A 22,219-nucleotide genomic window follows, 5' to 3' on the forward strand; every position below is an offset into this window, starting at 1 on the left:
AGGACGCCTGGTAGCACACGTCCCGTCCGCCGGTACGGTAAGGAGGTGGCCAAGCCCCTCGCTCTCGACTTCGACCCGATCGCCCGCGCCGACGAGCTGTGGACCCGCCGTTGGGGCGGGGTCCCCTCGATGGCGGCGATCACCTCGGTCATGCGCGCCCACCAGATCCTGCTCTCCCGGGTGGACGCGGTGCTGAAGCCGTACGGGCTGACCTTCGCCCGCTACGAGGCCCTGGTGCTGCTGACCTTCAGCCGGACCGGCGAGCTCTCGCTCTCCAAGATCGGCGAGCGGCTCATGGTCCACCCGACCAGCGTCACCAACACCGTCGACCGCCTGGAGCGGGCCGGCCTGGTCGCCCGCCGCCCCAACCCGCTGGACGGCCGCGGCGTGCTGGCCGCGATCACCGGGCGCGGTCGCGAGGTGGTCGAGGAGGCGACCCGGGAGCTGATGGCGATGGAGTTCGGGCTGGAGGAGTACGACGCCGAGCAGTGCCACCAGGTGTTCGAACTGCTCAGGCCGCTGCGGATCGCGGCCGGCGACTTCGCCGAGCCGTCCGAGGGGGCTGCGAAGGGCCGGGCGTGAAGGCGGCTACCCTCGTGTGAGCGGTGCGCGGATCCGGGCGTACCGGCGGACCGTGCCGAGCGAGGCGAGGAAGATCATGAAGGCGACCCCCCTGCTGGGCTGGTACCGGGCCCTGGCCATTGCGACCGGTACGGCGCTGCTGGTGTTCTGCGGCTTCATGGTCGCGAAGTACGGCTTCGACGCGGCCAAGGACGTGACCACGTACGTCGCGATGCTGCACGGCTACCTCTACATCGGGTACTTCGTGGTGACCTTCATGCTCGGGCAGAAGCTGAAGTGGCCGATGGGCCGGCTGGTGCTCACCCTGGCGGCGGGCTGCATCCCGTTCCTCTCCTTCGTCTTCGAGCGCAAGGTGGCCCGCGAGGCCGCCGAGCAGCTCCCGGCGGGCGGCGGCGCCCGCCAGCCGGCCGGCGTCTGAGCCCCGGGCTCCGACTCCCGGGCTCCGACTCCCAGGTTTCGCGAGAGCGCCCCTTCCCCGACCGGGGGAGGGGCGCTCCGGCGTTCCCGGGCCCCGTTCGGGCGGCTCCCGGGGCCCCCGGGCCGGATCCCGGTCCCTTTCGGGGGATCGCGGGCCGTGCGGGCGGGTTGTCCATCGACAAGTACTAGGACGTCCGAGTAAATTGTTAGGACGTCCTACTAGCTGTGCCGCCCCGTCGCCGCGGCGGCCGTACGGAGCGGAGTTCGGGATCATGGACGCCGAGGAGATCGAGCGGGGCCGGCAGCGCTGGCAGCAGCGGTACGACAAGGCCCGCAAGCGCGACGCGGACTTCACCACCCTCTCCGGCGACGAGGTCGAGCCGGTCTACGGCCCGCCCGCCGGGCAGGCCTACGAGGGCTTCGAGCGGATCGGCTGGCCGGGCGAGTACCCGTACACCCGCGGTCTGCACCCGACCGGCTACCGGGGCCGCACCTGGACCATCCGCCAGTTCGCCGGCTTCGGCAACGCCCAGCAGACCAACGAGCGCTACCGGATGATCCTGGACGCGGGCGGCGGCGGCCTCTCGGTCGCCTTCGACATGCCGACCCTGATGGGCTACGACTCGGACGACCCGAAGTCGCTCGGCGAGGTCGGCCACTGCGGTGTGGCCATCGACTCGGCCGCCGACATGGAGGTGCTGTTCGACGGCATCCCGCTCGGCGGGGTCACCACCTCGATGACGATCAGCGGCCCGGCCGTGCCGGTCTTCTGCATGTACCTGGTGGCCGCCGAGCGCCAGGGCGTGGACCCGGCGGTGCTCAACGGCACCCTCCAGACGGACATCTTCAAGGAGTACATCGCGCAGAAGGAGTGGCTCTTCGCCCCCGAGCCGCACCTGCGCCTGATCGGCGACCTGATGGCCTACTGCGCCGAGGGCATCCCCGCCTACAAGCCGCTGTCGGTCTCCGGCTACCACATCCGCGAGGCCGGGGCCACGGCCGCGCAGGAGCTGGCGTACACCCTCGCGGACGGCTTCGGCTACGTCGAGCTGGGCCTCTCCCGCGGCCTGGACGTGGACGTCTTCGCGCCCGGCCTGTCCTTCTTCTTCGACGCGCACCTGGACTTCTTCGAGGAGATCGCCAAGTTCCGCGCCGCGCGCCGGATCTGGGCCCGCTGGATGCGCGAGCGCTTCGGCGCCAAGACCGACAAGGCGCAGTGGCTGCGCTTCCACACCCAGACCGCCGGCGTCTCGCTGACCGCGCAGCAGCCGTACAACAACGTGGTCCGCACCGCCGTCGAGGCGCTGGCCGCGGTGCTCGGCGGCACCAACTCGCTGCACACCAACGCCCTGGACGAGACCCTGGCGCTGCCCTCCGAGCAGGCCGCCGAGATCGCCCTGCGCACCCAGCAGGTGCTGATGGAGGAGACCGGCGTCGCCAACGTCGCCGACCCGCTGGGCGGTTCCTGGTACGTCGAGGCGCTGACCGACCGGATCGAGCAGCAGGCCGAGGCGATCTTCCAGCGGATCCTGGACAAGGGCCGGGAGGACCACGAGATCGGCCCGATCACCTCCGGCATCCTGCGCGGCATCGAGGAGGGCTGGTTCACCGGGGAGATCGCCGAGGCGGCCTTCCAGTACCAGCAGTCGGTGGAGAAGGGCGACAAGCGCGTGGTCGGCGTCAACTGCCACCCGCGCAGCGTCACCCCTGAGCTGGAGATCCTGCGGGTCAGCCACGAGGTCGAACGCGAGCAGGTCCGGGTGCTGCGGGAGCGCAAGGCGGCCCGGGACGACGCGGCCGTCCGGGCCGGGCTGGACGCCATGCTGGCGGCGGCGCGCTCGGGCGAGTCGATGATCCCGCCGATGCTGGACGCGGTGCGCGCCGAGGCGACGCTGGGCGAGATCTGCAACGCGCTGCGCGCGGAGTGGGGCACGTACCAGGAGAACGCGATGTTCTGAGGCCGCGGCCGACGCGGAGCCGCCGTACGGGATCCCGTACGGCGGCTTTGCCGTGTCTCCGGCCGGGGTGCTCTCAGCCCGCGAGCATCGGTCCGAGCAGCAGGTCGGTGAAGCGGCGGGTCCACTCCGGGGTGATCGGCTCGCCGCTGACCAGGACGCGGTGCTCGACGGTGCCCGCGATGGTGTCGAAGATGATGTCGACCTCCTCGCGGGCCGAGGTGTCGTCGGTGTCCGCCTCCAGCTCGCCGCGGGCCTGGGCGGCCGCCCGGCCCTGGCGGACCAGCCGCTTCTGCGGGTCCACGATGGCCTCGCGGATCCGCCGCCGCAGCTGCCGGTCGCGGGTGCCCTCGGCGAACAGCGCGAGCAGCGCGGCCTGGGTCTCCGGGCGGGCCAGCAGGTCGGCGAACTGGGCCACCACGGCCTCGATGTCGGCCCGCAGGCTGCCGAGGTCGGGCATCACCAGCTCGTCGAAGAGGGTGGCGACGGCGTCCACCACGAGCTCGTTCTTGGACGGCCAGCGGCGGTAGAGGGTGGTCTTGGCGACCCCGGCCCGGCTCGCCACGTGGCCCATGGTCAGTCCGCCCCAGCCGAGTTCGGCCAGGGTCTCGCGGGTGGCGTCGAGGATGGCGCGGTCGGCGGCGGCGCTGCGCGGGCGGCCCTTGGCCCGGGCGGTGCCCGCGGGCGCCGGGCAGTCCTGGTGCGTGCCCTGCGGGCTCGCTGGGGGCTGGGCGGCCGGCACCGGGCCTCCTTGCGCTCTACTGGTAAGTAACTTGGGTGGGGCTGGTAACGGTAGCGACTGTTCGTCCGTTCGGGCAGCGGGGCACCCCGGGAAAGTGGGGCAGGTCACGTCCCCGAACCACCGGAGGGGCTTGCGGCCGGGCCACCGGCTCCAGTTACGCTACGACTCGTAGCGAAAGCAGTGACAACCAGGCGCCGCGTCCCGTGGGACGGGAGCGGCGCGGGCGCGGGTGGGGATCCGCGCCGAACGGTCCAGGCTACCGGGGGAGGGGCACGGCGCCCGGGAACCCGCACCGCGCGGCCCGCGCGGGGCGACTTTCCGGAGGTTGGTGCCCGCGAGCAGCGCGGACGGGGGAGGATGGTGCCATGCAGCCACGGAATTCGCGTCTCAACAGCTCCGCCCTGCGCGGTGCGGTCGACCTCGCCGCAGTGAAGGCGGCCGGCGAAGCCGCCCAGAAGGCCGAGCAGGCCCGGGCCGAGCGGGCTCGTCAGGCGTCCGCCGCCGATGCGGACGGAGCCGCCCCCGCCCAGACCGCCCACCAGCTCGTCATCGACGTCACCGAGGACACCTTCGAGACCGAGGTCGTCCAGCGCTCCACCGAGGTGCCGGTCGTCATCGACTTCTGGGCCGAGTGGTGCGGGCCCTGCAAGCAGCTGAGCCCGGTCCTGGAGGGCCTGGCCGAGGAGTACGCCGGCCGCTTCGTGCTCGCCAAGATCGACGTCGACGCCAACCCGCTGCTCTCCCAGCAGTTCGGCATCCAGGGCATCCCGGCCGTGATGGCCGTGGTGGCCGGCCAGCTGGTGCCGCTGTTCCAGGGCGCGGAGAGCGCGGCCAACATCCGTCAGATCCTGGACCAGCTGATCCTGGTCGCCGAGCAGCGCTTCGGCGTGGCCGGCCTGGCCGGTGGCGCGGCCGCCCCGGGCGAGGCCCCGGCCGCCGCCCCGCAGCGCCCCGAGGACCCGGCGCTGTCCGCCGCGCACGACGCGCTGGACGCCGGCGACCTGGGCGGTGCCATCCAGGCCTACCGGAACGTGCTGGCCGAGCAGCCGGGCAACACCGAGGCCAAGCTGGGCCTGGCCCAGGCCGAGCTGCTGAAGCGGATCGAGGGTCTGGACCTCCAGGCCGTCCGGTCGGCGGCCGCCGCCGACCCGAAGGACGTCGGGATCCAGCTCAAGGCGGCCGACCTGGACCTGGTCGGCGGTCACGTCGAGGACGCCTTCGGGCGCCTGGTGGCCACCGTCGGGCGGACGGCCGGCGAGGACCGGGACACCGCCCGGCTGCGCCTGCTGGAGCTGTTCGAGGTGATCGGCCCGGAGGACCCGCGGGTCGTCGCGGCCCGTACGGCGCTGGCGCGCGTGCTGTTCTGAGCCCGCTCCGGGCCGGCTCCCGAGCCGGTTCTGAGCCCGGATCAGGTCCGCTGTCTGGCACGGCGGATGACCTGCGGTGTCGCTGGTGATTTGGCGACAATCCGGTCAACTGAACAGAGGTTTACCAAATCTTGATTTCACCCGTGGGTGGTCACCTTGTGTGACCGCCCACGGGTGTTTCGCTTGCGTTTCCGGCAGATTTCGCCGTCACGTTTCCTTCAAGACGTCACGCAGGGTGCGGCCCGGGTCGATTCCATGATCAACGCCACCTGATGTTGCATTACCCGTCAGTAAGGAACCTCTTGTGCTTCGCCCGGGATTCAAGCACGATCGGCCACGCCCGGTCCCGGGCTCCACACCCCGACCCCGGTCGGCCACGCGGAGCGCGGGATCCCCACCGGGTGGTCCGTCGGCCCCGGCCGGCGGGAGGGAGGGCAGGGGGGTATCCGCGGTCCCACGGCGGTTCCTGTCCTTCGACCGGCCGCGCGGCCCTGCGCGGTCGCTGGTTGTCGCTCGGGGGTGATCGCCGATGTCGTCGGTCCTGCCCGCCGCCCCGCAAGGACGGCCGGTGCTTGGACGGGAGGTCCGCTGCACGCGGGCCGCTCCCGCGTCCGACGACGCCCAAGGCGCTCTCCGCTACCGAGGACGTAGCTCTCTCCCATCCCAGGTCCCCACCGGTGCGGGACGCGCCGCCGGGGAGCCGGAGATGTACGTCCTAGAAGGAGGACTCGCATGTCCCAGACCTACGGCAAGACCCGCTGGAAGCGCTTCGCTCTGGTGATGGTGCCGAGCATCGCGGCCACCGCCGCGGTGGGCGTCTCGATCGCCAACAACGCGCTGGCGGCTTCGTTCAGCGTCTCCGGCCAGAGCTTCAAGGTCACCACGCCGGAGCTGCACGGCAGGAACTTCGCCCAGTTCGGCTCGATCGACGCGGAGTCGAACGGCACGCCGCACCCGGTCGCCGTCTCGGCCTTCGACGAGGCCACCATCAAGGGCCTCTGCCAGTCGGTGGTGACCGACCCCAACGTCATCCCCGGCCTGCCGTGGAAGCTGCCCAAGATCATCCTGCGTCTGGAGGCCGGCAACAGCGAAGACGTCAAGAAGCAGGTCTACGCCAAGAACCTGCTGATCGACCTCGACCAGCTGAACGCCGACGCCGAGTTCTCCAACATCAACATCGGCCAGGAGGCGTCGACCCTCAAGGGCGAGGCCACCCAGGGCTGGAAGTCCAAGCTCGGCGGCCTGCCGTCCGGGCAGACCGGCTTCGCCCAGGCCGCCGAGAAGGCCGACCTGTACAACGTGCAGCAGACCGCCTGGGCCACCTCGGCCGGCACCTTCAAGCTCCCGGGCCTGAAGCTCGCGCTGCACACCGACGGTTCCGGCGAGTGCTACTAGGCCGTTGACGGCGGCGGGCCGGGCCCGGCCCGCCCGCCCCGACGGCACCCGCGGGACCGGGGACGGTGCGTGCGCCGTCCCCGGATCCCGTGTCTCCTCCATCCCTCGTTCACACCATCGAGGAGCTGCACCGTGTCCAGCGCCCTTGCCTCCTACCGGCCCGCCGAGCACGAGAACCCCGCCCAGTGGCTGCGCCGGGTGTTCCGTACGTTCCGTCGGACGCGGCCGTACTACGGCGGTCTGCTGGCCATGATCGCCGGCGTCCCGATCATGTACTTCCCGTACGCCAAGCTCTCGTTGGGCGGCATGACGGTGGCCATGGCCACCACGGCGGGTGCCGGGTCACTGATCATCGGCGTGCTGCTGATCGTGCTCGGGCTGACCGCCTGGTTCCAGCCGGCCGTACGGGTCTTCGCCGGCATCGCCACCACGCTGCTGACGCTGGTCTCCCTCCCGGTCTCCAACCTGGGGGGCTTCGGACTGGCCCTGCTGCCGGGCCTGATCGGCGGCGGGCTGATGGTCTCCTGGGCGCCGCTGCCGGAGCCCAAGGCCGCGAAGGCGGCCGGGCGCGGACGCTGGGGCCGGGCCAAGGGCGGCGCCGGGGACGCGGCGGCCGGGAACGCCGTGGCGCGGAGCGTCGCCACCGAGCCGGCCACCGACGGCGCCGTCGAGGCGCCCACCGCCGAACTGCCCGCCCAGGGCGGGCCGCAGGCCGCCGAACCCGCGGCCGCCGTCCCGAAGCAGGCCGACGCCGCGGACCGGAAGCGGGCCGCCGCCGTGGACCAGGAGGAGGCGCGGTGACCGGGCCGGCCGAGCAAGCCGACGGTACGACCGTTCCCGCGCAGCGCTCCGGCCGGCACGCGGCCCCGCGCACGCCCGTACGGGTCCGGCTGAGGGGCCGGGCACTGGCGCTGGCCGCGGTGCCGACCGCGCTGCTGATGGCCGCCGCCTACACGCCCAACCCGGCGGTCGCCGAGTCGGCGGCGGGCAAGCCCTGCGGCACCGCGCCGGCCGCCGTGCCGGACGTCGCGCCGGTCGAGACGCCGGTGCCCAAGAGCGAGCTGCCCGAGCCGCCGCCGGGCCCGTCCACGGCGCCGAGCACCGCGCCGAGCACCGCGCCGGGCACCGCGCCCACCGCCGGCCCCTCGACGGACCCGGGCTCGGTGCCGACCCCCGCACCGACCACCGGCCCGGCCCAGCAGCCGACCTCGCCGGTCAAGCCGTCGGCCGCCGCGACGCCCACCACCACCGGCCCGGCGGCCCGGGCGGGGCTGATCGACGGCCTCGTCGACGGCGTCAACCGGCTGCTCACCCCGAACGGCTCGCCGAGCCCGACCCCGGGCGGCGCCCCGACCACCACCCCCGCGGCGCCCGCCGGCCCGGCCGCTCCGGCCGCCCCCGCCCCGCACACCGAGGCCCCGCACCCGGACGCCCCGGTGCAGGCCCCGGCCGCCGCCCCGCAGGCCGCGCCGCCCGCGACCCAGCCCGCCGCCGACGAGCCCTCGCCCACCGCCACGCCGAGCGGCAGGGCGAGCGGCAAGCCGAAGCCCTCCGCGACCCCGTCCGCGGACGCCTCGGCGACGCCCTCCGCGGGCGCCTCCGGCAGCCCGTCCGGCACGCCGACCGAGAACCCCAACTGCGATGTGGACGCCCGGGGCCTGACCGCCGGCGCGCCCGCCCCCGGGCACGTCGTCCCGGAGCAGAACTGGACCCTGAAGACCAGCCGGCTCGCCCTGCACGGCGCGGCCTTCCACGGCGTCTACGACGTGAAGACCGTGACCGGCAGCAAGCGCGTCCTGAAGTTCGTGGTCGACAGCGTGGACATCGACAACCTCGACATGTCGACCCTGGAGGGCAACGGCGTCACCTTCCACGTCCAGGGCGCCCCGGGTTCCACCTCGACGATGCGCAAGGGCCCGGTCACCATGTACGTGGAGCGGCTGTCCGGCCACCTCTCCAAGGTGCTCGGCCTGCCGATCCCGATCGACCTGGGCGAGATCACCCTCACCCCGGACACCCTGCCGCGCTGGCTGTACGACCTGATCGGCTCCATCCCGATCCCGCTGGACCTGGAGCTGACCGGCGTCACCGCCAAGCAGGCCGGCCAGTTCGGCGGCACCCTGCGCATCCCCGGGATGCGCCTGTTCAACGACGACGCCCCCTACAGCGACAAGTAGCGGACGCCACAAGGACCGTGGGGCGGCCCTCCGGAAGGAGGACCGCCCCACGGGCGTTCAGGCCTGACGGGTGCTCACTCGCCCCGGGTGCCCAGGTGGTGCACCTGCACCATGTTGGTGGTGCCGGGGACGCCGACCGGGACACCGGCGGTGACGATGACGGTGTCGCCCTCGCCGAGCCGGCCGAGCTTCAGCAGCTCCCGGTCGACCTGCGCGACCATCGCGTCGGTGGTGGCCACCTGCTCCGTGACGTACGCCTCGACGCCCCAGCTCAGCGAGAGCTGGTTGCGGGTGGCGCTGTCCGGGGTGAAGGCGATCACCGGGATCGGCGAGCGGTAGCGGGACAGCCGACGGGCGGTGTCGCCGGACTTGGTGAAGGCGACCAGCGCCTTGCCGTCCAGGAAGTCGCCCAGCTCGCACGCGGCGCGGGCGACGGAGCCGCCCTGGGTGCGCGGCTTGCGGCCCGGGTTGAGCGGCTGGAGGCCCTGGGCGAGCAGCTCGCCCTCGGCCGTCTCGCAGATCCGGGCCATGGTGCGGACGGTCTCGACGGGGTACTTGCCGACGCTCGACTCGGCGGACAGCATGACCGCGTCGGCGCCGTCCAGGATGGCGTTGGCGACGTCGGAGACCTCGGCGCGGGTCGGGCGCGAGGCGTGGATCATCGACTCCATCATCTGGGTGGCGACGATGACCGGCTTGGCGTTGCGGCGGGCCAGGGTGATCAGCTGCTTCTGGACCAGCGGCACCCGCTCCAGCGGGTACTCGACGGCCAGGTCGCCGCGGGCGACCATGATGGCGTCGAAGGCGAGGACGATCTCCTCCATGGCCTCGACGGCCTGCGGCTTCTCGATCTTGGCGATGACCGGCACGCGGATGCCGACCTCGTCCATGACCTCGTGGACGTCCTTGATGTCGTCCGCGTTGCGGACGAAGGACAGGGCGATCATGTCGACGCCCAGGCGCAGCGCGAAGCGCAGGTCGTCCTTGTCCTTCTCGGACAGGGCGGGCACGTTCACGGCCGCGCCGGGCAGGTTGATGCCCTTGTTGTTCGAGAGCACGCCGCCCTCGATCACCACGGTCTTCACCCGCGGGCCGTCGACGCTGACGACCTCCAGGGCGATGACGCCGTCGTTGATCAGGATCGGGTCGCCGGCCTTCACGTCGCCGGGCAGGCCCTTGTAGGTGGTGCCGCAGATGTGCTGGTCACCGGGGACGTCCTCGGTGGTGATGGTGAACTCGTCGCCGTTGTCGACGGTCACCGGGCCGTTGGCGAAGGTCGCCAGACGGATCTTCGGACCCTGGAGGTCGGCCAGGACGCCGATGGCCTTGCCGGTGTCCTCCGAGACCTGGCGGACCTTGCGGTACCGCTCCTCGTGGTCCGCGTGGTTGCCGTGGCTCATGTTCAGTCGGGCGACGTTCATGCCCGCCTCGACGATGGCCTTCAGCTGTTCGTAGGAGTCCGTCGCCGGACCCAGGGTGCAGACAATTTTCGCTCGGCGCATATGGATCAGTCTATCCGTTCGTGTTATAGGTGCATTCGGCACGCACCGGGAGGAATCGCCGACGAAAGCTTCCGAGGAGTGAGACGGATCCGTGTCAGTCCTCGGACTCCCGGCGTTCCCGGTGCACCAGCGCGAAGGTCTGTCGGGCGATCTCCAGCTCCTCGTCGGTGGGCACCACGGCGACCGCCACCCGGGCGTACTCGGGCGAGACGATCCGGGCCTCGCCGGACCGCACCGAGTTCAGTTCCGGGTCGACGGCGATGCCCAGTTCCTCCAGTCCCGCGGTGGCCGCCGCGCGCACCGGCGCCGCGTTCTCCCCGACCCCGGCGGTGAACGCGATCGCGTCCACCCGGCCGAGCACCGCGTAGTAGCCGCCGATGTACTTGCGCAGCCGGTGGACGTACGAGTCGAACGCGAGCTTCGCGTCCGCGTCCCCCTCGTCGGCCCGGCGCATGATCTCGCGCATGTCGTTCTCGCCGCACAGCCCGCGCAGGCCGCTGCGGCGGTTGAGCAGGTCGTCGATCTCGTCCACGGACAGCCCGCCGACCCGGTGCAGGTGGAACACCACGCCGGCGTCGATGTCACCCGACCGGGTGCCCATGACCAGGCCCTCCAGCGGGGTCAGGCCCATCGAGGTGTCCACGCAGCGGCCGCCGGCGACCGCCGAGGCGGAGGCGCCGTTGCCCAGGTGCAGCACGATCACGTTGACCTCGGCCGGGTCCTTGCCGAGCAGCCGGGCGGTGGCCCGCGAGACGTACTGGTGCGAGGTGCCGTGGAAGCCGTAGCGGCGCACCCGGTGCCGGTCGGCGACGTCCTTGTCGATCGCGTACCGGGCCGAGTACTCGGGCATCGAGGCGTGGAAGGCGGTGTCGAAGACGGCCACCTGGGGGAGGTCGGGGCGCAGGGCCCGGGCGACCTCGATGCCGGTGATGTTGGCCGGGTTGTGCAGCGGGGCGACCGGGATCAGCCGGCGGATCTCCTTGAGCACGTCGTCGGTGATCACGGTCGGCTCGGTGAACCGCAGGCCGCCGTGCACCACCCGGTGGCCGATCGCGGCCAGCTCGGGGGAGTCCAGCCCGACGCCGTCGGCGGACAGCTCCTCGGCGACGGCCTTGAGCGCGGCGGCGTGGTCCGGGAAGGCCTGGACGGTCTCGCGCGGCCCGCCGGTGCGCGGGGTGTGCACCAGCCGCCCGCCGGCCTCGCCGATCCGCTCGACCAGTCCGGCGGCCAGCCTGGCCCCGTCCAGCATGTCGATCAGCTGGTACTTCACCGACGAGGAGCCGGCGTTCAGGACGAGGACGCGGGTGCCCTTGCTCATGCGGGGAGCTCCTTGCTGTCCGACGCGAGGTCCTGGGAGGTGCGGTCCTGGGAGGCGTGGTCCTGGGAGGCGTGGTCCTGGGACTGGATGGCGGTGATCGCGACGGTGTTGACGATGTCCTGCACCAGCGCCCCGCGGGAGAGGTCGTTGACGGGCTTGCGCAGCCCCTGGAGCACCGGGCCGACGGCGACGGCCCCGGCCGAGCGCTGGACCGCCTTGTAGGTGTTGTTGCCGGTGTTGAGGTCCGGGAAGATCAGCACGGTGGCCCGCCCGGCCACCGGGGAGCCCGGCAGTTTGGTGGCCGCGACCCGGGCGTCCACCGCCGCGTCGTACTGGATCGGGCCCTCGACCAGGATGTCCGGCCGCAGCTCGCGGACCAGCTCGGTGGCCTTGCGGACCTTGTCGACGTCCGCGCCGGAGCCGGAGGTGCCGGTCGAGTACGAGAGCATCGCGACCCGCGGCTCCACCCCGAACTGGGCGGCGGTGGCGGCCGACTGGATGGCGATGTCGGCCAGCTGCTGGGCGTCCGGGTCGGGGTTGACCGCGCAGTCGCCGTACACCAGCACCCGGTCGGCCAGGCACATGAAGAAGACCGAGGAGACGATCGAGGCGCCCGGCGAGGTCTTGATCACCTCGAAGGCGGGCCGGATGGTGGCGGCGGTGGAGTGCGCCGCGCCGGAGACCATGCCGTCCGCGATGCCCTCCTGGACCATCAGGGTGCCGAAGTACGAGACGTCGGTGACCACGTCCAGGGCCAGTTCGACGGTCATCCCCTTGTGGGCGCGCAGCTTCGCGTACAGCTCGGCGAACTGGCGGCGCAGCGGGCTGGTGGCCGGGTCGACGATCCGCACCTGGGCGCGGTCGGCGGCCGGGTCCTCGGCCGGGAGGTCGATGCTCAGGCTCGACGCCTTGCGGCGGACGGCGTCCGCCTCGCCGAGCAGGGTGAGGTCGCAGATGTTGCGGCGCAGCAGGATCTCGGCGGCGCGCAGCACCCGCTCCTCGGTGCCCTCCGGCAGGACGACGTGCCGGCGGGTGCCCCGGGCGCGCTCCAGCAGCTCGTGCTCGAACATCATCGGGGTGACCCGCTCGGACCGGCCGACCTCGATCAGGTTGGTCAACTCGGCGGTGTCGACGTGCAGTTCGAACAGGCCGAGGGCGATCTCGGCCTTCCGGGGGCTGGCCGAGGTGAGCTTGCCCTCCAGGTGGGTCAGGTGGGCGGCGGTGGGCCAGCTGCCCTCGGGGACGACCGCGACCGGGGTGCCGGGGGCGAGCCGGGCGGCCAGCGCCATCACGTTGGGGCCGGGGTGCTGGCCGAGCGTCAGCAGCACGCCGGCGATCGGCGGGGCGCCGGCGGCGTGCGCGGCCAGCGAGCCGATCACCAGGTCGGCGCGGTCCCCGGGGGTGACCACCAGGGCGCCCTCGGTCAGCGCGTCCAGGAAGGTGGGCAGCATGGCGCCGCCGAAGACGTAGCCGCGCACGTCCCGGGCGAGGCCGGCGGCGTCCCCGAGCAGCACCTCGGCGCCGGTCGCCTCGACCAGCTGGGCGACGGTGGGCGCGGCCAGGGCCGGCTCCTCCGGGATGACGTAGGCGGGGACGGGCAGCTTCTCGGTGAGGGTGCGCTGGATGCGCTGCTTGGCGCCGGGGGCGACCCGGTTGGCGATCATCGCCAGGGTCTGGCAGCCGAGGTCGGTGTAGGCGCGGTGGGCGCCCAGCAGCTCGGCGACCACCGTCTCGGGGTCCTCGCCGTGCCCGCCGACCACCGGCAGCACGGCGGCGCCGAACTCGTTGGCCAGGCGGGCGTTGAAGGCGAGTTCGTCCGGGATGCTGGTGTCGGCGAAGTCGGTGCCGAGCACCAGGACGGCCTGGCAGCGCCGCTCCAGCGCGTGGAAGCGGTCGACCAGGGCGGAGACCAGTTCGTCCTGCCCGTGGGCGGCCTGGAGGGCGGCGGCCTCCTCGTAGCCGAGGCCGTACAGCTCGCTGCTGGGCAGGTCGAGCCGGTAGCGGCCGCGCAGCAGCTCGACCACGTGGTCGGAGCCCGGCTGCCCGGGGGCGGCGTGCACCAGCGGGCGGAACACCCCGACCCGGTCCACCTGGCGGGTGAGCAGTTCCATGACCCCGAGTTCGACCGCCTGGCGGCCGTCCCCCCGGTCGATGCCGGTCACGTACACGCTGCGCGCCACGTGGTTGTCTCCGTCCCGTCGTCTCGGAAAGTGGTCATATCGACCATACCTTCGCACCCCGAACGGGTGTCCGCGAGCAGAGCGACGGGGTTCGGGCAAGGGGCGGAGGTCCCGCCCCGGGTGCCCGCCGACGGGGCGGGCACCCGGGGCGTCCGGGGCACCGGAGGCGCCCGGCGCTCAGCGTGCGGGGCGGAGCCAGACGGTGGAGAGCGGGGGGAGGACCAGTTCGGCGGACCGGGGCTGGCCGTCCCACTCCACCGGCTCGGCCTTGACCGGGTGGGAGTTGCCGACGCCGCTGCCGCCGTACTCCTCGGCGTCGGTGTTCAGCGCCTCCTCCCACAGCTGGTCGCGGCCCGCCAGCCGGGGCAGCCCGACCCGGTGGCCGTGCCGGACGACCGGCGAGAAGTTGCAGACCGCGACCAGCGGCGAGCCGTCGGCCGCGTACCGGACGAAGGAGAGCAGGTTGTCCTCGGCGGCGCCGCCGTCGAGCCAGCGGAAGCCCTCCGGGACGGTGTCCAGCTCCCACAGCGCCGGGGTGTCGAGGTAGCGCCGGTTGAGGTCGCGGACCAGTCGGCGCACCCCGAGGTGCTCCTCGTGGGCCGGCCACCGCTCGTCGAGCACCCACCACTGCGGGCCCTGCTCGTGGTCCCACTCCGCGCCCTGGGCGAACTCCTGCCCCATGAACAGCAGCTGCTTGCCCGGGTGGGACCACATGAAGCCGAGGTAGGCGCGGTGGTTGGCGCGCTGCTGCCACCAGTCGCCGGGCATCTTGGAGACCAGCGCCCGCTTGCCGTGCACCACCTCGTCGTGCGAGATCGGCAGGACGTAGTTCTCGGAGTAGGCGTACACCATCGAGAAGGTGATCTCGTTGTGGTGGTACTTGCGGTGCACCGGCTCCTTGGACATGTAGACCAGCGAGTCGTGCATCCAGCCCATGTTCCACTTCAGCCCGAAGCCGAGGCCGCCGGCGTCGGTGGGGCGGGTGACCCCGTCCCAGGCGGTGGACTCCTCGGCGATGGTCACCGCGCCCGGGCAGCGCCGGTAGACGGTGGCGTTCATCTCCTGGAGGAAGGAGGCGGCGTCCAGGTTCTCCCGGCCGCCGAACCGGTTGGGGGTCCAGTCGCCGCCCTCGCGGGAGTAGTCGAGGTAGAGCATCGAGGCGACGGCGTCCACCCGCAGGCCGTCGACGTGGAACTCCTCGCACCAGTACACCGCGTTGGCGACGAGGAAGTTGCGCACCTCCTTGCGGCCGTAGTCGAACTCCAGCGTCCCCCAGTCGGGGTGCTCGGCGCGCAGCGGGTCGGCGGGCTCGTACAGCGGCTCGCCGTCGAAGCGGGCGAGCGCGAAGTCGTCCTTGGGGAAGTGCGCGGGCACCCAGTCGACGATCACGCCGATGCCGTGCCGGTGCAGGGTGTCCACCAGGTACCGGAAGTCGTCGGGGCCGCCGAGCCGGGCGGTGGGGGCGTAGTAGCCGGACACCTGGTAGCCCCAGGAGCCGCCGAAGGGGTGCTCCATCACCGGCATGAGCTCCACGTGGGTGAAGTTCAACTCCTGGAGGTAGCGCGGCAGTTCCTCGGCGATGGCGCGGTAGGTGGTGAGGTCCGGGCGCCAGGAGGGCAGGTGCAGCTCGTACACCGACATCGGGGCCCGGTGGTGCGCGGCGCGGGCCCGGCGGGCCATCCACTCGGCGTCCTGCCAGGCGTAGTCGGAGGAGGTGACCACCGAGGCGGTGCCGGGCGGGCACTGGGCGGCCCGGGCCAGCGGGTCGGCCTTGTCCAGCACCCAGCCCTGCCGGGTGTGCACCTCGTACTTGTAGGTGGCGCCCTCGGCCAGGCCGGGGACGAACAGCTCCCAGATCCCGGACGAGCCGAGCGAGCGCATCGGGTGCCCGGTGCCGTTCCAGTGGTTGAAGCCGCCGATCAGCCGGACCCCGACGGCGTTCGGCGCCCAGACCGCGAAGGCGGTGCCGGCCACCCCGTCGACGGTGCGCACGTGCGAGCCGAGCGCCCGCCACAGCTGCTCGTGCCGGCCCTCGGAGATCAGGTGCAGGTCGAGTTCGCCGAGGGTGGGCGGGGTGCGGTAGCCGTCGTGCTGGCGCAGCGGCTCGCCGTCGGGGTACGTCACCAGCAGGGTGTACTCCGGCGGTTCGCCGCCGGCCACCAGGCCGGTGAACAACCCGCTCTGCTGGTGGGTGAGTTCGGCCGGGCCGTGGGCGGTCTCGACGACCACCCGCTCGGCGAACGGGCGCAGCACCCGGATCGCCGTGCCGCCGTGCACCGGGTGCGCGCCGAGCAGCGCGTGCGGGTCGTGGTGCTGCCCGCCCACCAGCCGGTCGACCTCGGCCGGCGGCAGCGGTGCCTCGGGCAGCCGCAGCGCCCCGGTGGGGGCCGGGCGCTCGGCCCCCCGGGGCTGCGGGGCCGCGAGTGGGTCGGCCGGGGACGGGAGGGCGTCCGGGGGCTCCGAGCCGGTGCCGGCGCCCCCCTCCTCCTCGGCCGCCCGGTGCGCCCCGTGCTCGTGGCCGGTGTGGCCTTCGGCGGGGAGCGGTCCGGCCAGGAAGGTGGCCGGTACGGGGCGGGTGGGGCGGCCGGTCGGGTCGATCGGCGTCACGGCGGGGTCCTCCTGCGGCGGGGTGGGCGAACTCCTGCGGGCGGGACAGGAAACGGTCGGGACAGGAAACGGGTGGGACGGGAGACGCGTAGTGCGGAGACGGGCGGTGCGGGAATCGGGCGGTGCGGAAAAGGCGTGGGTACGGGAAGGGCCGGTCAGACGGACAGGGCGAGCCGGTTGATCGCGGCCAGCGGGATCGGCAGCCAGCTCGGCCGGTGCCGGGCCTCGTACACCACCTCGTAGACCGCCTTGTCGATCTCCAGCGCCCGCATCAGCTCCGGCGAGGCGGCCGGGTCGGCGCCGCCGCCGGCGGTGTAGCCGGCGCCGTAGGCGGTGCGGTTGCGCTGGGCCCAGGCGGCGGCCAGGTGGGCCAGTTCCGGGTCGACGGGGCCGCCGGCCAGCAGGTGGGCGGCCGCGTAGTCGAAGGAGCGCAGCATCGCGGCGACGTCGCGCAGGGCGGGCTGCGGTTCGCGGCGCTCGTTGACGGACTTGGCGGGCTCGCCCTCGAAGTCCAGCAGCACCCAGCCGTGCGGGGTGCGCATGGCCTGTCCGAGGTGGAGGTCGCCGTGGATGCGCTGGACCGGCAGGCCGTCCGGGTGGGCGTCGGCGAGCTGCTGGAAGGCGGTGCGCAGGGCGGCCCGGAAGCGCAGCAGGCCGGGGACGGCGGCGACGGCGCTGTCCAGCCGGTCGGCCATGGCGCCGGCCAGCCGTCCGGTCTGGGCGCGGTCGAGCCGGGCGACGGGCATCGAGCGGGCGAGGACCCGGTGCACCTCGGCGGTGGCCCGGCCGAGCCGGTGCGCCTCGATGGCGAAGTTGCCGGGGGAGCGGTCCCCCTTGAGCCGGCCGACCTGGTCGAGGGCGAGTTCCCAGCCGTCCTCGGCGTCCGGCAGGTAGCGCTGCAGGAGTCCGAGGGTGGCGGGTTCGGCGCGTTCCATCCGGCTCTCGAACCAGGCGGCGACCCGGGGGATGCGGGTGGAGCCGGCCCGGGAGAGCGCGAGCGACAGTTCGAGGTCGGGGTTGGTGCCGGGGTGGATGCGGCGGAACAGCTTGAGGATGTACGAGGTGCCGTAGATGACCGAGCTGTTGGACTGCTCGGCGGTGGAGGCGCGGCCGGGGAGGTTGGCGGGCAGTCCGGAGCCGGGGGTGCGGCGGAAGGAGAGCGCGCCGAAGCGGTCCCCGGTGGCCAGGTGTTCGAGCAGCCGTCCGGTGAGTTCGGGGTCGTGCACCGCGTCGTAGAGGGTCGCGCCGTCGTACGGGCCCTGGCTGAGCCGGCCGAGCACGGCGGCGGGCCCGATGTCCCCGAGCCCGCCGGAGCGGATGCCGAGCAGCAGCTGGTAGATGTCGCCGTGCGGGGCGCCGGCCGTGGTGGCGTGTTCGACCCGCAGCAGGAGGTGCAGCAGGGCCGGGTCGCCGACCTGCAGCGGGGTGCCGACGACCGGGGTGAGGCCGGTGATGGGCCTTCCCTTGCCGGCGTACCAGCGCTGGGTGGGCAGCCAGGAGGCGATCAGTGGCAGGGCCGCCTGGACGAGTTCGCTGACGCCCAGGGCGGTTCTCCGGGCCCCGGCGCCCCGGGTGCCCGCGGGGGTGGCGGGACCGGTGGGGGCGTCGTCCTGGAGGTGGGCTTGAGAACGGGAGGTTTCGGACATGGCTCCCTTTCCCCGGAAGCACGCGGACTGCCCGACGGGTCGTGGCCGGGTCCGTCAGTCTTCCGGATTGCGGCGGCGCGGCGGTCGCGGCACGCGAGCACGGCTCGGGTGTCACGCCTTCGTGTGGGTGGCCGTTGGGCTGTTCTCCGTACGCGGTGGTGCAGAGAACTCCGGGGGCGCGGGGGTTCAACTCGCGCCCCCGGAGGGTCTGGTGGTGCTGTTCACGGCTGCTGTGCCACGTGCGGCGGATCGTTACTTCGATCGCCTGGTCCCGCTCAGGCGCGGGGGCTGCCGGAGCTGGAACCAGTAGAAGCCGTGCCCGGCCAGGGTGAGCAGGTAGGGCCACTCGCCGATCGACGGGAAGCGCACCCCGCCGATCAGCTCGACCGGGTACCGCCCGCCGTACTGCCGCAGGTCCAGCTCGGTCGGCTGCGCGAACCGCGAGAAGTTGTTCACGCACATGACCAGGTCCCCCTCGTACTCGCGCACGAAGGCCAGCACGGCGGGGTTGCTGGAGGGCAGTTCGGCGTAGCTGCCGAGGCCGAACGCCGGATTGAGCTTGCGGATCTCGATCATGCGACGCGTCCAGTGCAGCAGGGAGCTCGAACTGCTCTGCTGCGCCTCGACGTTGGTCACCTGATAGCCGTACACCGGGTCCATGATGGGCGGCAGACTGAGCCTGCCCGGGTCGGCGGAGGAGAAACCCGCGTTGCGGTCCGGGGTCCACTGCATCGGGGTGCGCACGCCGTCCCGGTCGCCGAGCCAGATGTTGTCGCCCATGCCGATCTCGTCCCCGTAGTAGAGGACCGGCGAGCCGGGCAGGGAGAGCAGCAGCGCGGTGAACAGCTCGATCTGGTTGCGGTCGTTCTCCAGCAGCGGGGCGAGCCGGCGGCGGATGCCCACGTTGGCGCGCATCCGCGGGTCCTTGGCGTACTCCGCGTACATGTAGTCGCGCTCCTCGTCGGTGACCATCTCCAGGGTCAGCTCGTCGTGGTTGCGCAGGAAGATGCCCCACTGGCAGCCGCCGGGGATCTGCGGGGTCTTGGCGAGGATCTCGGACACCGGGTAGCGGGACTCCCGGCGCACCGCCATGAAGATCCGGGGCATCACCGGGAAGTGGAACGCCATGTGGCACTCGTCGCCGCCGGAGGCGAAGTCGCCGAAGTAGTCGACGACGTCCTCCGGCCACTGGTTGGCCTCGGCGAGCAGCACGGTGTCCGGGTAGTTGGCGTCGATCTCCTTGCGGACCCGCTGGAGGAACTCGTGGGTCTCCGGGAGGTTCTCGCAGTTGGTGCCCTCGCGGGCGAACAGGTACGGCACCGCGTCCAGCCGGAAGCCGTCGATGCCGAGGTCGAGCCAGAACCGCAGCCCGGCGATCATCTCGTCCTGGACCCGGGGGTTGTCGTAGTTGAGGTCCGGCTGGTGCGAGAAGAAGCGGTGCCAGAAGTACTGCTTGCGGACCGGGTCGTAGGTCCAGTTGGAGGTCTCGGTGTCGACGAAGATGATCCGGGCGTCCGGGTACTGCTTGTCGTCGTCGGCCCACATGTAGAAGTCGCCGTAGGGCCCGTCCGGGTCGGAGCGGGAGGCCTGGAACCACGGGTGCTGGTCGCTGGTGTGATTCATGACGAAGTCGATCACGATGCGCATGCCGCGGGCGTGGGCGGCGTCGACGAACTCCATGAAGTCGGCGAGGTCGCCGAACTCCGGCAGCACCGAGGTGTAGTCGGAGACGTCGTACCCGCCGTCGCGCAGCGGCGAGGCGAAGAACGGGGGGAGCCAGAGGCAGTCGATCCCGAGCCACTGGAGGTAGTCGAGCTTGGCCGTGAGCCCCTTGAGGTCCCCGACACCGTCGCCGTTGCTGTCCTGGAAGGACCGCACCAGCACCTCGTAGAAGACCGCACGCTTGAACCACTGCGGGTCGAGCTTCTTCTTCGAGGTCTCGGGGAAGGTGTCGGGGACGGGCTCGTTCACTGTCACGCTGGGTTCCTCCGAACCGTGAGGAGGTGAGCCGGCTCGGCTGAGGGATCGAGCCGGACGTAGTTGTGCCGGCCCCAGGTGTAGACGGCGCCGGTGAGCTCGTCGTGCACCGCGTACGGGCCGTCGCCGTCGAGCGTGACGGTGGCCTCCTGGACGTGGTGCGGGTCGAGGTTCACCACGGTGACGACCTGGTCGGTGAGCCCCTCGGGGGTGGTCGCGGTCTTGGAGTAGGCGAGCACCTGGTCGTTGTCGGTGGGGTGGAAGCGCAGGTCGCGCAGCTGCTGGAGGGCGGGGTGGCGGCGGCGCAGCCGGTTCAGCACGGTCAGCAGCGGGGCCAGGGTGTCGGTGCGGCTCCAGTCGCGCGGGCGCAGTTCGTACTTCTCCGAGTGGAGGTACTCCTCGGAGCCCGGGTGGGCCGGCTCGTTCTCGTACAGCTCGAAGCCGGCGTAGACGCCGTAGCTGGGGGAGAGGGTGGCGGCGAGCACCGCGCGGATCGCGAAGGCGGCCCGGCCGCCGTGCTGGAGGTACTCGTGCAGGATGTCCGGCGTGTTGGCGAAGAAGTTGGGCCGCATGTAGGCGGCGGCGTCACCGCTGAGTTCGGTGAGGTAGTCGGTGAGTTCCGGTTTGGTGGTGCGCCAGGTGAAGTACGTGTACGACTGGTGGAAACCGATCTTCGCCAGGGTGTGCATCATCGCGGGGCGGGTGAAGGCCTCCGCCAGGAACACCACGTCGGGGTCGGTCCGGGCGACGTCGGCGAGCACCTTCTCCCAGAACACCACCGGTTTGGTGTGCGGGTTGTCGACCCGGAAGATCCGGACGCCGTGCGACATCCAGAACCGGAGGATCCGGATGGTTTCCTTGACGATTCCGTCCATGTCCTGGTCGAAGTTGACCGGATAGATGTCCTGGTACTTCTTCGGCGGATTCTCGGCGTACGCGATGGTGCCGTCGGTGCGGTGGCTGAACCATTCCGGATGCTTGTTCACCCAGGGGTGGTCGGGGGAGCACTGGAGGGCGAAGTCCAGCGCCACCTCCAGGTGCAGCGCCTTGGCCTCGGCGACGAAGTGGTCGAAGTCCTCGATGGTGCCGAGGTCCGGGTGGACGGCGTCGTGGCCGCCCTCGGGGGAGCCGATCGCCCAGGGCGAGCCGACGTCGTGCGGGCCGGCCGTCAGGGTGTTGTCCGGGCCCTTGCGGAAGGCTCGGCCGATCGGGTGGACCGGCGGCAGGTAGACCACGTCGAAGCCCATCGCGGCGACGGCCGGCAGGCGTTCGGCGGCGCTGCGCAGGTTGCCCGGGCGCGGCGGCTCGACGCCGGCCGGGTCCACCACGGCGCCCTCCGACCGGGGGAAGAACTCGTACCAGGAGCCGAACAGCGCGCGCTCGCGGTCGACCTGGAGCGGCATCGGGCGGGAGGCGCTGAGCAGCTCGCGCAGCGGGTGGCGGACCAGCGCGTCGAGCACCTCGGGGGCGAGCGCGGCGGCCAGCCGGGACAGCGGCGGCAGGGTCTGGTCGCGCAGCGCGTCGGCGGCGGCCAGCACGTCGGCGCGGCCCTCCTTCTTGGGCACCCCGGCCGCGGCCTGCTCCAGCAGCCGGGCGCCCTCCTCCAGGACCAGCGCGGTGTCGATCCCGGCGGGCAGCTTCACCGCGGCGGTCCGGCGCCAGGTGGCGACCGGGTCGCTCCACGCCTCCACCAGGTACGACCAGCGGCCGGGCGCGGTCGGGGTGACGTGCGCGCCCCAGCGGTCGGTGCCCTCGGCCAGCTCGCGCATCGGCGTCCACGGGCCGCTGCGGCCGCGCGGGTCGCGCAGCACCACGTTGGCGTTGACGGCGTCGTGGCCCTCGCGGAAGACGGTCGCGGTGACCAGGAAGGTCTCGCCGACGACGGCCTTGGCCGGGCGGCGGCCGGCGTCGACGAGGGGACTGACGTCCAGGACGGGGATGCGGCCGATCACGGTGTCGCTCTCTGTCGTCTTGCGGGCGGAGGGCTTGCGAGCGGGGGCCTTCCGGGCGGCTGCCCCGGTGGCCGGGGCCTTCGCGGAGGCGGACCCGGCGGCCTCCGCGGTGGCGGCCTTCGGAGCTGCGGTCTTCGGAGCTGCGGTCTTCGGGGTGGTGGCGGTGGTGCGGCGCGTGGTGGTGGTGCGCCTGCGGGGTGCCGCCGCCCGGTCCTCCTCGGCCGCGGGGTGCCGGGCCGTCGAGGGGGCTTCGGATTCGGAGGATCCGGCACGGACCGCCCCGGAGGCCCTCGGCGCCGGCATCGCCGGATCTGTCCGAGTGTCAGAATCCATCCGTCCGGCGGATTCCGCGACCGCTGCGTCGAGGCCTTCGGCCACCGGTGTGGACTGGTCCCGCGTGTC

Annotated in this window: 15 protein-coding genes; 7 read left to right on the forward strand and 8 right to left on the reverse strand. The window is 72.7% G+C overall.

Features of this window, described 5'->3' with window-relative positions; translation table 11 throughout:
- Positions 1-45: 45 nt before the first annotated feature.
- The 3 genes from ACWDD9_RS23990 to ACWDD9_RS24000 all read left to right on the forward strand — a co-directional run bounded on the left by ACWDD9_RS23990 (position 46) and on the right by ACWDD9_RS24000 (position 2,957).
- Positions 46-582 carry a MarR family winged helix-turn-helix transcriptional regulator gene (locus ACWDD9_RS23990; RefSeq protein ID WP_049651457.1) on the forward strand — a complete coding sequence of 179 codons (537 nt, stop codon included), beginning with the start codon at positions 46-48 and terminating at the stop codon, positions 580-582.
- A gap of 76 nt (positions 583-658) precedes the next feature.
- Positions 659-1,000 carry a DUF3817 domain-containing protein gene (locus ACWDD9_RS23995; RefSeq protein ID WP_049651458.1) on the forward strand — a complete coding sequence of 114 codons (342 nt, stop codon included), beginning with the start codon at positions 659-661 and terminating at the stop codon, positions 998-1,000.
- A 271-nt stretch (positions 1,001-1,271) separates the two neighbouring features.
- A complete protein-coding gene (locus ACWDD9_RS24000; protein ID WP_117489563.1) occupies positions 1,272-2,957 on the forward strand; it encodes an acyl-CoA mutase large subunit family protein in 1,686 nt (561 codons plus the stop codon).
- A gap of 73 nt (positions 2,958-3,030) precedes the next feature.
- Here ACWDD9_RS24000 and ACWDD9_RS24005 read toward each other — a convergent pair whose 3' ends face one another.
- The gene (locus ACWDD9_RS24005; RefSeq protein WP_079271888.1) at positions 3,031-3,696 is read right to left on the reverse strand and encodes a TetR/AcrR family transcriptional regulator; all 666 of its coding nucleotides are present in this window, start codon (positions 3,694-3,696) and stop codon (positions 3,031-3,033) included.
- Positions 3,697-4,061: 365 nt separating this feature from the next.
- Here ACWDD9_RS24005 and ACWDD9_RS24010 point away from each other — a divergent pair, with 365 nt between their 5' ends.
- From ACWDD9_RS24010 to ACWDD9_RS24025, 4 genes are all read left to right on the forward strand, one after another.
- The gene (locus ACWDD9_RS24010; protein ID WP_049651460.1) at positions 4,062-5,063 is read left to right on the forward strand and encodes a tetratricopeptide repeat protein; all 1,002 of its coding nucleotides are present in this window, start codon (positions 4,062-4,064) and stop codon (positions 5,061-5,063) included.
- A 732-nt stretch (positions 5,064-5,795) separates the two neighbouring features.
- On the forward strand, positions 5,796-6,458 hold the full coding sequence (locus ACWDD9_RS24015; protein WP_049651461.1) for a DUF6230 family protein: 663 nt from the start codon (positions 5,796-5,798) through the stop codon (positions 6,456-6,458).
- 132 nt (positions 6,459-6,590) lie between these two features.
- Complete coding sequence (locus ACWDD9_RS24020) at positions 6,591-7,259, forward strand: DUF6114 domain-containing protein (protein WP_380740415.1); 669 nt, start codon at positions 6,591-6,593, stop codon at positions 7,257-7,259.
- The gene (locus tag ACWDD9_RS24025) at positions 7,256-8,635 is read left to right on the forward strand and encodes a hypothetical protein (protein ID WP_449812606.1); all 1,380 of its coding nucleotides are present in this window, start codon (positions 7,256-7,258) and stop codon (positions 8,633-8,635) included. The genes ACWDD9_RS24020 and ACWDD9_RS24025 overlap by 4 nt, the downstream gene beginning before the upstream one ends.
- Positions 8,636-8,709: 74 nt before the next feature.
- Here ACWDD9_RS24025 and pyk read toward each other — a convergent pair whose 3' ends face one another.
- The 7 genes from pyk to ACWDD9_RS24060 form a co-directional block, all read right to left on the reverse strand.
- A complete protein-coding gene (pyk, locus tag ACWDD9_RS24030) occupies positions 8,710-10,137 on the reverse strand; it encodes a pyruvate kinase (RefSeq protein ID WP_049656903.1) in 1,428 nt (475 codons plus the stop codon).
- 94 nt (positions 10,138-10,231) lie between these two features.
- Entirely contained in the window at positions 10,232-11,455 is a 1,224-nt protein-coding gene (locus ACWDD9_RS24035) for an acetate kinase (protein WP_074001464.1), read from the reverse strand.
- The gene (gene pta, locus ACWDD9_RS24040; RefSeq protein ID WP_449812607.1) at positions 11,452-13,635 is read right to left on the reverse strand and encodes a phosphate acetyltransferase; all 2,184 of its coding nucleotides are present in this window, start codon (positions 13,633-13,635) and stop codon (positions 11,452-11,454) included. Before pta ends, ACWDD9_RS24035 begins: the two co-directional genes overlap by 4 nt.
- 177 nt (positions 13,636-13,812) lie before the next feature.
- Positions 13,813-16,242, reverse strand: coding sequence for a 1,4-alpha-glucan branching enzyme (glgB, locus tag ACWDD9_RS24045; protein ID WP_449812608.1), 2,430 nt, complete (start codon positions 16,240-16,242; stop codon positions 13,813-13,815).
- 155 nt (positions 16,243-16,397) lie between these two features.
- Positions 16,398-17,888 carry a maltokinase N-terminal cap-like domain-containing protein gene (locus ACWDD9_RS24050; RefSeq protein WP_074001466.1) on the reverse strand — a complete coding sequence of 497 codons (1,491 nt, stop codon included), beginning with the start codon at positions 17,886-17,888 and terminating at the stop codon, positions 16,398-16,400.
- Between the two features lie 252 nt (positions 17,889-18,140).
- On the reverse strand, positions 18,141-19,865 hold the full coding sequence (gene treS, locus ACWDD9_RS24055) for a maltose alpha-D-glucosyltransferase (RefSeq protein ID WP_074001467.1): 1,725 nt from the start codon (positions 19,863-19,865) through the stop codon (positions 18,141-18,143).
- On the reverse strand, positions 19,862-21,817 hold the full coding sequence (locus ACWDD9_RS24060; RefSeq protein ID WP_449812627.1) for an alpha-1,4-glucan--maltose-1-phosphate maltosyltransferase: 1,956 nt from the start codon (positions 21,815-21,817) through the stop codon (positions 19,862-19,864). The genes treS and ACWDD9_RS24060 overlap by 4 nt, the downstream gene beginning before the upstream one ends.
- Positions 21,818-22,219: the final 402 nt, after the last annotated feature.

The sequence above is a fragment of the Kitasatospora sp. NPDC001119 genome (assembly GCF_053598475.1).